The organism is Gordonia sp. 852002-10350_SCH5691597, assembly GCF_001665715.1.
Classification (GTDB): Bacteria; Actinomycetota; Actinomycetes; order Mycobacteriales; family Mycobacteriaceae; genus Gordonia; species Gordonia sputi.
The window spans coordinates 1-11,731 of the sequence record NZ_LZMO01000104.1 but is presented as its reverse complement, the minus strand read 5'-3'; the positions used below and the strand labels follow the sequence as shown (position 1 = coordinate 11,731).

The 11,731-nt window shown below is 65.3% G+C and carries 12 protein-coding genes and 1 pseudogene; 3 read left to right on the top strand and 10 right to left on the bottom strand.

All coding sequences use genetic code 11. From position 1 onward, the window contains the following. The 5 genes and pseudogenes from A5777_RS07545 to A5777_RS07525 all read right to left on the bottom strand — a co-directional run. Nucleotides 1-516: pseudogene (locus A5777_RS07545) on the bottom strand (HAD family hydrolase); the annotation flags it as partial. Beyond that, nucleotides 513-1,655, bottom strand: a complete 1,143-nt coding sequence (locus tag A5777_RS07540; protein WP_064862176.1) for a cysteine protease StiP family protein — start codon at nucleotides 1,653-1,655, stop codon at nucleotides 513-515. The pseudogene A5777_RS07545 and the gene A5777_RS07540, both read right to left, overlap by 4 nt. Continuing rightward, nucleotides 1,652-2,986, bottom strand: coding sequence for a phosphoribosyltransferase family protein (locus A5777_RS07535; protein ID WP_064862175.1), 1,335 nt, complete (start codon nucleotides 2,984-2,986; stop codon nucleotides 1,652-1,654). The genes A5777_RS07540 and A5777_RS07535 overlap by 4 nt, the downstream gene beginning before the upstream one ends. After that, nucleotides 2,983-4,185 (bottom strand): HpcH/HpaI aldolase/citrate lyase family protein, encoded by a 1,203-nt coding sequence (locus A5777_RS07530; protein ID WP_064862174.1) that lies wholly within the window; start codon nucleotides 4,183-4,185, stop codon nucleotides 2,983-2,985. Before A5777_RS07530 ends, A5777_RS07535 begins: the two co-directional genes overlap by 4 nt. Next, a complete protein-coding gene (locus tag A5777_RS07525; RefSeq protein WP_331710580.1) occupies nucleotides 4,182-5,363 on the bottom strand; it encodes a hypothetical protein in 1,182 nt (393 codons plus the stop codon). The genes A5777_RS07530 and A5777_RS07525 overlap by 4 nt, the downstream gene beginning before the upstream one ends. Before the next feature lie 49 nt (nucleotides 5,364-5,412). On the opposite strand from A5777_RS07525, the gene A5777_RS07520 reads away from it, so the two are divergent. From A5777_RS07520 to A5777_RS07510, 3 genes are read left to right on the top strand one after another with little or no spacing between them, the layout of a single operon-like run. After that, entirely contained in the window at nucleotides 5,413-6,033 is a 621-nt protein-coding gene (locus A5777_RS07520) for an AIM24 family protein (RefSeq protein ID WP_064862178.1), read from the top strand. Between the two features lie 7 nt (nucleotides 6,034-6,040). Further along, on the top strand, nucleotides 6,041-6,748 hold the full coding sequence (locus tag A5777_RS07515; protein WP_064862173.1) for an AIM24 family protein: 708 nt from the start codon (nucleotides 6,041-6,043) through the stop codon (nucleotides 6,746-6,748). Continuing rightward, on the top strand, nucleotides 6,745-7,509 hold the full coding sequence (locus tag A5777_RS07510; RefSeq protein ID WP_064862172.1) for an AIM24 family protein: 765 nt from the start codon (nucleotides 6,745-6,747) through the stop codon (nucleotides 7,507-7,509). The genes A5777_RS07515 and A5777_RS07510 overlap by 4 nt, the downstream gene beginning before the upstream one ends. A 91-nt stretch (nucleotides 7,510-7,600) precedes the next feature. Here the strand turns inward: A5777_RS07510 and A5777_RS07505 are convergent, their stop codons facing one another. The 5 genes from A5777_RS07505 to A5777_RS07485 all read right to left on the bottom strand — a co-directional run. Continuing rightward, nucleotides 7,601-8,209, bottom strand: a complete 609-nt coding sequence (locus tag A5777_RS07505; RefSeq protein ID WP_005202425.1) for a TerD family protein — start codon at nucleotides 8,207-8,209, stop codon at nucleotides 7,601-7,603. Continuing rightward, nucleotides 8,139-9,338: a DUF475 domain-containing protein gene (locus tag A5777_RS07500; RefSeq protein WP_005202424.1), complete on the bottom strand. Its 1,200-nt coding sequence runs from the start codon at nucleotides 9,336-9,338 to the stop codon at nucleotides 8,139-8,141. The genes A5777_RS07505 and A5777_RS07500 overlap by 71 nt, the downstream gene beginning before the upstream one ends. A gap of 131 nt (nucleotides 9,339-9,469) precedes the next feature. Then, a complete protein-coding gene (locus A5777_RS07495; protein ID WP_005202423.1) occupies nucleotides 9,470-10,045 on the bottom strand; it encodes a TerD family protein in 576 nt (191 codons plus the stop codon). Nucleotides 10,046-10,310: 265 nt separating this feature from the next. Continuing rightward, nucleotides 10,311-11,219 (bottom strand): HNH endonuclease family protein, encoded by a 909-nt coding sequence (locus tag A5777_RS25745; protein WP_331710579.1) that lies wholly within the window; start codon nucleotides 11,217-11,219, stop codon nucleotides 10,311-10,313. After that, a partial coding sequence (locus A5777_RS07485; RefSeq protein WP_156529311.1) for an AMP-binding enzyme occupies nucleotides 11,216-11,731 on the bottom strand: 516 nt, incomplete at its 5' end. The genes A5777_RS25745 and A5777_RS07485, both read right to left, overlap by 4 nt.

Below are 11,731 nucleotides of genomic sequence, written 5' to 3'. Positions count from 1 at the left end.
GACCCACCCGCGCTGGGCGCACCACTGCTCCCACTCGGGCAGAAAGTCCTCGGGCTGGCGCTCGGTGTCGACGACCAGGTAGCAGAACAGGTCGTCGGCGGTGCGCAGCCTGCTCACCCAATTCTGTTCTGCCACAGCGGCCAATCGTCCAGTGACTTCATCGAGCGGTGCGGAACCGGCGGCGACGGCACGTTCGACACCCGTGCGCCACCCGTGGTCGTCGACACCGTCGACGAGGATGCGGCCGCCACTGCTGACCACACTGTAGTGAGGTGTTCGGCCGGGTAGCTGAACACGGCCGAATTGTTCGGGCGTGCGGGTGGTCACCGGGACGAAGGGTGCTTGCGCGCGTAGATCGGTGAGAAGCGTGATCGCCGAACTCGTCATGTACGACAGCGGAGCGTCGCGGTAGATCTCGACACACACCGGAGAGGCGTCGCGAAACTGCCCCTCTCCCATTGCGTCACGCGAATAGATGAGCGTGCGGTCCAGATCGCTCGCCACCAATCCGGTCACGAGTCCTCCTTGATCAGACCCATGCAGGAGTAGGCGAGGTCGGCACGCACCTCGACGGGTACCCCGCGCTCGGCGGCGAGTAGTCGGATGTGGCGGTGCTCGGGTAGGTCGTTGTCTCGCACAAGAATTCGCCACGGAACTCGGCGCAGCAGTACCCGCGTGGTCTCCCCGACGCCGGGCTTGACGAAGTTCACCGACGAGAGTCCGTACTCGGCCCGGATCGCCTCCACGGACTCCCAGCCCTCCCAGGTCGGCGTGCGATCCGCGGCATCGAGAGTGGCGACGTGTGCGGCAACATCCTCGCGTACCGCGTCGAACTGCGCCGACACGACGTCGAGGAAGCGGTTCGACATGTCGTGCTCGGCAAGGTGTCGATAGAACTTGGCGCCGTGGAACTCGCCGTCGGCGATGTGCTCGGCGTTGAGAACGGTCCGTGAAATCAGTCCGGAGACAGTCGAATTCAGACACGCCGAGGCGATGAGGAAGTCGTCGCGCGTGCCGAAGGTGGTGGTGGCGAACCCGGGGTCGGCGAGAACGGCCAGCTCGTCGGCGAGGCGTGGCCCACCGCTTCGGGCGTAGGCGTCGAGTGCTTCTGTCAGCTCGCGTTGGATGGCGCCCTTGCCCGTCCACCCGTCGACGAATACCAGTGATGCGGGGTCGTGGCGTTCGGTGATGTGGTCGAGAGCGGCCGTGTCGATGCCGCGGTCCCGGACTATCGAGATCGTGTAATGCGGTGCGTCCCAGTCGTGAACATGGCTCATCCAGCGTCGCAGGAGAACTCCGATGGGCGTGCCCGCTCGCGCGAGTGACACCAGCGTCGGCTCGCGATGTCGCTCGGCGATGATCAGTTCGCCGACGACGCCGACTGCATGCGCGAGTCGCTGCGCCGAATCGTCGAGGGTGTCGGCGAACAACTGCTGGTATGCGGCCCCCGGCTGGTACTCGATGGGCAATGACTCCGCGTAATGCGCTGTGCCCGCTTGAATTCGGCGTTCGCGTACTGCTAGGGCGGCCTCGAGCTCGAGGTGCGAGAGGTCTTTGAGAAGCCAGATCACCTCATCGGGTGCGTAGGAGCCGAACTCCGGGCCGCGTAGCTCGGCGTTCCGCGCTCCCTCTGTGGTGAGTCGCTGAGCCGTCATGATGCGCTCCGTGCGTCACGCAGTGCACCTTGGCCGCTGGCGATGACCTTCGCGACGACGACGTCGTGGCCTGCCGCGGTCATCACGTCGAGCACCCCGCCCTGCGCCGTGAGGTCGGGGGTGTCTGCGGGGTCGTCGATGATCAATACGATGCGCGGAAGGTCGGGTGAACCGTCGCGGTCGAGCAGGTTGTAGACGAATCGCGGTGTCCCCGGGTCGTGTTCGGGCGCAGTGAAGGTGAGGCCACGGCGCAGCGGATACCCGTCGACGTCGCGGACGAACGCGGGTGAGCGCGTGGTGGTCTGGAACGTCGTGGGGATTCCGGCTTGCTCCAGCCCCTCGGCGATGCAGAGTGGCAGGTACATCAGTTCTTCGTGGCCGACCACCACCGTGCTCTTCGACGAGTCGAGTTCTGGCAGCAGTACCGCCACCGCGTCGTCGACAGCGTTGGTGAATTCCTGTGTGTCCGAACGGAGGAAACCGTGACGACCACCCTCGGGCACATCCGCCGGCCACGGCAGCGTCACCGTGACGACCTCAGCTCGCGCCCCGAGTGGGTTGAGCGGCGTCGACGGCGTCTCCCATACGGCATCGGTGAGTCCTGCCGGAAGGTCGATGCTGCCCTGCGCGAGCGATACGTACTCGATCCGAACATCGTTGCTGGACGCGAAATCGTCCGTGGCTTGCCGATGTTCGGGTGAACGCAGGTCGACGAGCGATGCGATCACATAGTCCCGCCTGCCGGTGGTTTCGTAGATCGCGGTGATGGCCCGTAGCGCGGTTGCCCCGGTGGAGATCTCGTCGTCGACGAGGATCAACGGACTGTCGGGCTTGGCGGACAGCACCTCGATCGAACTCGGCTGCAACAGATGGGTTGTCGCGTGCGAATGGCCCTCTTCGAACGACCCGACGGTGAGCGCGCCCGGTGGGCGTCGACGGGTGGAGTGCAGATACGCGTGAGCGTCGAGCGCATGGAAGACGCAGTGGCCCAAACCCGTTGCCGTTTCCGCGAACCCGAGGACCGTCGACTTCTCGGCCGCCTCGGCGCCGATGCGATCACGGATGAGCGCTGCGAGGTCGTCTGCGGCCCGGCGGACGCGTTCGGGCGGGGTGGGGATGTGTTTGCCGAGAACCGTCGACACGAGCAGGTGTGCCCGCCTGCGATTGCGGCGCAGACCGAGGACGACGAGTTCGTCCATGTTCCAACCGGATTCAGCACCGGTAGGGGTATCTGTGAGATCGGTGATCCTCACCCCGAACGTGTCGGCGACCCAGCTCGGGGCGTTCGCGGAGTCGACGACGTGCGCTGCACGTGAACTGGTGGTTGTCACGAGAGATCCATCGCGGTGAGGAGGTCGACGAAGCCGACGCCGGGGTGGGTGACCCCGAACACGGCCGCCCGATCGATCACACGCGACGCCCAATTGCGGTGTGGCTTGGACTCATTCATCTTATTCCGATACGTCGATGCCTGCACGCCGCCGGTGTCTGAGGCGAGGATGTCGAGTGCGTCGTGGTACTCCTCGTGGGTCACTGTGCTGAGTGCGTGCACCGCGGCGGCATGAGTCGGGTGGATCACTGTCTTGCCATGCATACCGTTCGCACGGTCGAGCGCGATCTCCCGCAGCAAACCGTCGAGGTCTTTGCGTACCAACTGGCTGCGAAACCACACGGCGCCCTGCTCCTGGAACGGGGTCTGCCGAAGCGATGGTTTGAAGAGGCGCTCGTGATCGGCGAAGTACTCCCAGACCGGTCCGGTGACGATGTGCCCGGCGGAGTCGCACCGTCCCAGCCGGTTGATGATCGACGCGATCGCGTCGGCTGCGACGCGGACGTCGTAGATGGTCAGGTCGCGGTCGCGGCGGATGCCGAACAGTCCGCACATGTCCGTCGCGCCGATGCGGATGGCAAGCACTCGTGATCGGTGCTCGTCGACCGCGTCGGCGATCACCGACAAATGGTGTTCGCGACTCTCGCGGTGAACGATGCCCGCGGACTCGAGTACCGGCATTGCCCAGAAGTGCCTACCGGCTCGAATACCGGCCTCTCGCACCGCAATCAAGAATTCGTGTGCGTTTTCGGCGTCGAATTTCGGGAGTACGAATCCCATGAGCGAGTTCGTCGAGCCGAGCGCGTCGCTGATCGTCGCGATCTGATCGGCGGAGCGGACGCGAACGAACAGCATCATCTCGGCCGCGGCAGTCGAATCGAGTCGACGCAGGGCGTCCACAGCGCTTTTGATGGCGGCGGCCTGATCACCGTCGGCGATCGCGTCTTCGAGGTCGATGACCATCGACACGACGCCGTCGGCGTGTCGACGCGTGATCACCTCGGCGAGGTCGGGACGCGTCGCGGGCACGTAGAGGGTGGCGCCGAGCGCGATGGCGAGACGGTCGGTCGACCATGAGGTGGAGACCGGCGACGGTTGCGCGACGAACAGTCGTTCCCGTGTCGACGCAGGGAGATGACGAAAGTGCCTGGCGCCGTTGCCTGCCCGACTCGCACTTGGCGCATCGGTTGTGAGTGTCATCGCCTGGCCACCTGCCCCCTCATCCGCTCGACGATCTCGACGATGCGGCGCTCGATCTCGGTCAACTCCGTGGAATACGTCCAGTAGTCGGGATGTACCCGGTCGAGGGCACTCCGTGAACGGACAATTCGGTCGGCCTGAGCATCGAGCACTGAGCCCCATTCGTCAACCAGAGCGTTATCGACGGCGAAGTGTTGCGCGTCTCGCAGGCGGAATCGCACGCGCTGTTCGAGAGCGCCCGGATCGGCGCGCACCTCTCGCAGACCCCGCAGTCTCTCGGCGACCGCATCCACGGCCTGCTCTGCACCGTCGAGTTCGTCTCGCGCTGCTTGCGCCTCGCTGATGGCGAGGTCAGAGGCGTCGGACAGGTGCGATCGGGCCTGTGCCAATCGGTGATCGGCGGCGTCGAGGAACCGGGAGTAGACCTGCTCATTGTCTTGCAGATCGAGCGAGCACTCGAGGCTGAACTCTCTGCGGAGGGTCGAGAGTTCGCCGGGCATGCGTTCGGCGCGGGTCACGATCCCGCTGCGGCGTGTGTCGACCGAGCGGATGACCCGCTGGCCGCGCTCGGTGAGCGACGGCGCATCGGCGAGCGCGTCCTCGAGCGACTGGCGCGCGGCCAGCACGCGTTGAGCGGCTGCCCGTCTCGCGAGCAGGCCCGACGCCGCGCGCTGTTCGGTCAGCGCGGCGTCGAACCTCTCGGTGGCGACGCGGACGCTGTGCAGCGTGGTCAGGTGTGCCGGACTCTGGGCCAATACCCCGCGCAGCTGCGTCGCCGCGATCTGGGTCTGACGTTCGAGGGATGCGACCTCGTCGACTGTCCGCGACGCGCGGCCGAGTTCGGCGGAGTTGGCGTCGGCGAAACGCTGCATCTCGACCTGGAGTGACCGCAAGGCGTCGGTGCACCGCGCGAGTTCGCCCCGCGCGGGCCGTGGCGAGTTGGAGAGGTCGAGGTAGCCGGCGGTGGCCTGGGAGTAGCGCTCCCGCAACGCATTCCACTCGTCCCGCAGCCGAGTTCGCGGGTCGATCTCGTGAGCCGTGGCGACCGCGCCGTCGATGCTGCTCAGTGTTTGCTCTGACTCGAGGAAGGCTGTGGTCATCTGTTGGATCGACGCCGCGGTGTCGGCGGGCATGCCTGAGCTGCCACGCTCGCCCCGCTGCCAGAACCTACTGCCCACCGTCTGATGCTATCGACTAGTTTCGTTGAGGTACGACGGGAGGATGAACGTGCAACTGGTACAGCGATCCAAGCGAGTCATCGAGGCGCGACTGAACAACACCTCGGTTCGCGCGCTCTCCGGTTCGATGGTCGCCTATGAGGGCCAGGTCAGTTTCAAATCCGCGGGGTTCGGCGGTGGTGACGGACTCGTCGCCGGGATCAAGCGTCGGGCAACCGGCGAATCCCTGTCGCTCATGGAGGCCGGTGGTACCGGCGTCGTCTACTTCGCGCACAACGCCGCGGAGACGACGATCATCGAACTGAGCGGTGAGACGCTGCAGGTGGAGTCGCAGCAACTGATGGTGCTCAACGGCAACCTCCAGACGAACGTCACGTTCGCGGGCATGCACGGCGCGACAGGTGGTCAAGGACTGTTCACCACGACGGTCAGCGGAACCGGCCAGGTCGGCATCGTGTCGAACGGTGGTCCGCTGATTCACCTCGAGGTCTCGCCGCAATATCCGCTGATCGTCGACCCTGACGCGTTCGTCTGTGCGCGTGGCGCGCTCTCGCAGTCGTTCGTGACCGACGTGTCGTGGCGTTCGGCCATCGGGCAGGGCAGCGGCGAAGCGTTCTCGCTGCGGTGGGACGGAACCGGCGTGGTGTCGATCCAGCCGGCGGAACGATAGGCGGAGCATGTTCACCAAGGTCAACAGCAAGGTCGTGTCGGTCGACGTCGCGCAGTCCGGACCGGTGGTCGCCCGCAGAGGGGCGATGCTGTTCTACACGGGCGACGTGCGGTTCGCGCCGCACCAGATCGCCGGTGTCGGGCCGGGATCGGGCGGGATGTCGGGGATCGGCGGCGCGATAGGACATCGACTCGCAGGCGAACACGAGTCGACGCTCCTCGCCACCGGACAGGGCGTCGTGCACTTCGGGTTCCGGGGAATCGAGGTGGAGATCGTCGACGTCGGCAGGGTCGGCGGCTTGATCCGGGTCGAAGCGTCACGCACGCTCGCCTACACGTCCGGACTGCAGGCGTCTGTGGTGTCGGTGACCGCTCAGGGTGGCGGTGGAGGTGGTGGCGGCGGACTGTTCGGTTCGCTGCGGTCCGCCGCTGCGGGCGCGGTCACGGGTCAGGGCATGTTCACCACTCAGCTCTCCGGTCAGGGCCAGGTGGTGATCCTCGGGCACGGTGGAATCTTCGAACTCGGGGTCGCCCCCGACCGACCACCCGTCACCGTCGATCCCCAGGCGTATGTCGCTGCAGCCGGGCAGGTGACCACAACGCTGACGTCGAACGTGAGTTGGCGCAACGTCGGCCGAACCGGTGGCGAAGCACTGCAATTGCAGTGTGCGGGGCAGGGAACCGTGTACGTACAGGCGTCCGAGGAGAAGTTGTGAGCGCACTCAACACCGTGTGGAATCCGATGTCGTTGCCTGTGGACGACAACATCGAGGGCAACGACTACTCGTTCTGCATCGACCTCAACGCTCCGTGGTTCATGTCGAAGGGCGCGATGATCGCGTTCTACGGGCAGATGAAGTTCACCTCACTGCAGCACGGATTGAACGGCCAGCTCCTCCACATGGTGGCCCAACAATTCTCTGCGCCTTTGTATCTCGGCGACTACGTGGTGGCCGAGGGGCACGGGAAGCTGATCATCGGCGACCGTGGCTACAACATCAATTCCTACGACCTCGACGACGGCAACCTGACGATCAGGGCCGCGAATCTCCTTGCGTTCCAACCGCAACTGGCACTGAAGCAGTCGATCGTGCCCGGCTTCCTCACCCTGATCGGCACCGGAAAGTTCCTCGCATCGTCGAACGGCCCGGTCATGTTCGTCGAACCTCCGGTGAGGGTCGACCCGGAAGCGCTTGTGGGCTGGGCAGATTGCCCGTCACCGAGCCACCACTACGATCAGTCGTGGGTCACCGACCTCATCGGGGCAACCGCACACCGGATGGGCGTGCAGTCGGGCGAGGAACAGCAATTCGACTTCACCGGCAACGGAACGGTTCTCGTGCAGTCGAGCGAGAAGGTTCGCAGCGACTTCTCCATTGTCCGCACCATTCAGGGACAGCTGCCCGGGCTCTCGATGTCGGGTCTGCAGCAGATCAACCAGCAGGTCTCCCGGCAGTTGGGGCAGCAGCAGGGCTGAGGCACGGCTATTGCGGATCTACCGCATGAAACACCAGAACCCGGTTGCGACAACGAATGTCGTCGCAACCGGGTTCTCGCTTATGTGCGGGCTACTTGCGGCCCGCTGTCCAGTTCATCCCGAAGCCGTAGGTCTGGTCGATGTCGCGTTGTGCGCCATGGATATACCGCACCTCGCGGTTCACGCTCAGCTCGCCGCCGTTGCTGGTGAGCATGGCGATGGCACACGAGACCGCGCGGTCGTCCGCGGAATCCAAGCGAACCTCGACCTGCGGTCCGGAACTCGGGAAGAGCGTCACCACGCCGTTGGCCGACGACCAGTTGGGCGTGCCCTTGTAGATGTAGGCGAAGATCAGGATTCGACGGAAGCGTCCGATATCGGAGAGGTTGATGTGCAGATTCTCTCCGCCGGTGTTGCTTCCGCTGCGATCGTCGCCGTCGAGGAAAATGTAGGGCGCGCGATCGAGCGAACCGAAGGAATTGCCCAGCGCCTGCACGACACCCTTGCTGCCGTCGGCGAGCTCGTACATGGCCCCGAGGTCGAGGTCGACGCCCGCCGAGCGCTTGAAGAACCGACCTCCACCGGAACCCTGCTCCCAGTTGAGGTTGACGCGCATATTCCCCTGGCCGTCACCCCTTTTGGCGAGCGACACCGTCGGGGTCGACTTGCTCAGCGTCACCTTGTTCATGTTGACCGTCATCGGACTTTCCTTCCGGGGTGGTCGAGCCGTCGGTGCTCGAGCTGGCGTTCTCTGTGTCTTCGTCGGGGTGGTTGCGGCGTCGAATGATGCTGGAGATCAAAGCCGCGAGGATGAGCACCACGCCGACCAGGCCGGTGACCACTTCGGGGACGTGGGTGCCGATCGAATACATGAGGATCAGCGCCAGGGCGCCGATCGCCCAGTGAGCGCCGTGCTCGAGGTAGACGTACTCGCTGAGCGTGCCCTTACGGACGAGGAAGACGGTCAGCGAACGCACGAACATCGCGCCGATGAAGCCGAGGCCCAACGCGATGATGATCGGGTCGGCGGTGATGGCGAATGCTCCGATGACGCCGTCGAACGAGAACGACGCGTCGAGCACCTCGAGGTAGAGGAAGAGGAAGAAGCCTGCCTTGCCTGTCGCCTTGGCGAGCTCGCTCGGACCCGAGCGCGGAAGTGATTCCGATTCGGCGTCGTCTTCGAGTTCCTCCGGGGCGTTGAACAATTCGCCGAGCCCGTTGACCAGGATGTAGGTGATCATGCCGAGGACGCCGGCGAAGAGCACCGTCGAACGTTCGTCGTCGGGTGCGATCCACTCAGCGGTGATGACGAGGATGACGACGGCGACGACAACGGAGAGTTGATCGAGCTTGCCGATGCGTTCGAGCGGACGCTCGATCCACCGCAGCCAGTGGAGTTCCTTCTCCTCGAAGATGAAGCCGAGGAACAGCATCAGCAGGAACATGCCGCCGAACGCCGCGATCTGTGGGTGCGCGTCGGTGATGATCTGCTCGTAGGTCGGGGAGCCGTCGGTCGGCGGGTTGAGCGCGAGACGCAGCGCCTCGACGGGATTCAGCTTGGCGCTCAACCAGACGATCACGAGCGGAAACACCAGCCGCATGCCGAAGACCGCGATCAGCACACCGATGGTCAAGAAGATCTTCTGCCAGAACGCGCTCATACGTCGCAGCACGGTCGCGTTGATGACCGCATTGTCGAAGGAGAGCGACACCTCGAGGATGCCGAGGATGAGTGTGAGGAACAGGGCGGTCGGGCCGCCATAGATGAATGCGACCACCAACGAAACGATCGTGATGGCGATGGACAGTCCGAATATTCGGAAGATCACGGTGGAGCGGCCTTTCTTGCATCACCGAAGTAGGGAGATCGCGCGTCCCGCTGCCGGGTGCACGCAGTCAGACAGCCAGATGCCGCGCCTGTGTATGCCAGGCGCGGCATCGTGACATGGCTGGACGTGGGTCAGACGTTGACGCCGAAGTCGCGGGCGATGCCCGCGAGGCCCGACGCGTAGCCCTGGCCGACAGCACGGAACTTCCAGTCAGCACCGTTGCGGTAGAGCTCGCCGAAGACCATGGCGGTTTCGGTCGACGCGTCCTCGGACAGGTCGTAGCGGGCGATCTCGGAGCCGTTCGCGCGATTGACGACTCGGATGTAGGCGTTGCGGACCTGGCCGAACGACTGACTACGCGAGTCGGCGTCGTAGATCGAGACCGGGAAGACGATGGAATCGATGTTCGGCGGGGTGCCCGCGAGGTCGACGTTGATGACCTCGTCGTCGCCGTCGCCCTCACCGGTCGTGTTGTCGCCGGCGTGCTCGATGGAGCCCTCCGGCGAGCGGAGGTTGTTGAAGAACACGAAGTGCTGGTCGGAGAGAACTCGCTTGTCGGTGCCGCACGCGATCGCGCTGGCGTCGAGGTCGAATTCGACTCCGGTGGTGGTCCGCGCGTCCCAGCCGAGTCCGACTGCGACAGCCGTGAGGCCCGGAGCCTCCTTGGTCAGCGATACGTTTCCACCCTTGGTCAGGCTGACGCCCATGTTTCGTGCCTTTCTGCCGCGTTGTGGCGGGAGCCACTGTCGAATGACGGTCACATCGTAAGTGACAAGTCGGACATAATGCCGACGCGCCCGCCACCCTACCTACGGTTATCCGACGAGAACATAGAAGCCGGCTGTCCGTAGGCCGAGGGAATGATGTCGATCTCGCGTGGCGGAGCGTTGTGGGCCGACGATGATCGAACAGAGGCGGCGGTCGAACAGAGGCGGCGGTCGAACAGAGGCGGCGGTCGAATCCGAGGTCGGCTCAGGCTCGCGTGCACCCATCCAGGATGCGGACGAGTGCGTCCCGCTCGGGCGGGGTGACCCAGAGTGAGTACGCCTTCTTGACGCGGATCTGCCGTGCGGCGTACGTGCAGCGGTACGCCTTGGCCGGCGGTAGCCAGGTCGCCGCGTCACCCGCACCCTTCTGCTGGTTCAACGGCCCGTAGATCGCCTGCAGGTTGCGCGGGTCGTTCGCGAGGTCTGTGCGCTGGTCGAGGGTCAGCGCCTGTGCGCCGGTCTGCCATGCGTTCGACAGAGCGACCACGTGGTCGATCTGCACCATCGACGACTCGGCGCCGCGTCGGAAGTCGACGGTGCGTCCGCTGTACGGATCGTTCAGGACTCCGGCGACCACCACGCAGTCCCTCGTTCCCGGCGCGAACTCGACGCCGGTGAGGTCGCGCTTCAGGATGTCGTTGCGGGTGTCGCATCCGTTGTGGCCTGACTCGACGTTGACGTCGTCCGACCACGTCTGTCCGAACTGCGACCGTGCATACCCGGTACGCGGCGCCCGGCCCTTGACGGCGAGCTCACCAAGCGTGGCCAACGCCTCTGCGGCCTCGGGACTGAGCGGGGAGGCATCGATCGACGTTGTGGTTGGCGACGTCGTGGCGACGCTCGGCTCGGGAGATGGGGTCGGCTGGGCCGAGCGGGTGTCCGAAGCCGGCGCGGTGGTGTGCGCGCCGGGCGCCGGACCGGTGGCGACCAACACGACGACGACCACCAACACCACCAGCGCCACCAGCGCCGCGACGAGCAGCGGCCACAGGCGTATCCGTCGTCGTGGGGGAGAGGGCCGTTCAGATGAGGGCTCTGGTGTGGGGGCGGGCCGCGTCGTCCAGTGGGAGGTGTCGGGGGGCGTCGAGTCGGGTGGGCCGAACGGATTGCTCACTGCGCCAACAGCTTTTTCTGTACCTTGCCCATCGCGTTGCGTGGTAGGGAGTCGACGCGTCGAATCTCCCTGGGACGCTTGTGGTGCGACAGCTCGGTGGCTACCAACCCGATGAGCTCGTCGTCGGCGACTGCCGACCCGACGACATAGGCGACGATCCGCTGGCCGAGGTCGTCGTCGGGAACACCGATCACCGCGACCTCGTCGACGGCGGGGTGTCCGAGTAGGACGGTTTCGATTTCGCCTGCGCCAACGCGAAATCCGCCCGACTTGATCAGATCCGTCGACGCGCGTCCGACGATGCGGTGCATGCCGTCCTCGCCGATCACCGCGACATCGCCGGTCGCGAACCAGCCGTCGGCGAGCCAACTCTGCGCCGTGGCCTCCGGTCGGTTCAGGTATCCCGACCCGACCATCGGCCCGCGTACGTGAAGGTCGCCGACGGATTCGCCATCGTGCGGCAGATCTGTTGCACCGGAATCGATCTCGCTGCTGCGCAGCCGTGTTTCGAC

Excerpts from the sequence above, each read along its gene's own strand:
- A5777_RS07540 (WP_064862176.1), bottom strand. The coding sequence starts at position 1,655 with ATGACGGCTCAGCGACTCACCACAGAGGGAGCGCGGAACGCCGAGCTA.
- A5777_RS07530 (WP_064862174.1), bottom strand. The coding sequence starts at position 4,185 with ATGACACTCACAACCGATGCGCCAAGTGCGAGTCGGGCAGGCAACGGC.
- A5777_RS07515 (WP_064862173.1), top strand. The coding sequence starts at position 6,041 with ATGTTCACCAAGGTCAACAGCAAGGTCGTGTCGGTCGACGTCGCGCAG.
- A5777_RS07505 (WP_005202425.1), bottom strand. The coding sequence starts at position 8,209 with ATGACGGTCAACATGAACAAGGTGACGCTGAGCAAGTCGACCCCGACG.
- A5777_RS07495 (WP_005202423.1), bottom strand. The coding sequence starts at position 10,045 with ATGGGCGTCAGCCTGACCAAGGGTGGAAACGTATCGCTGACCAAGGAG.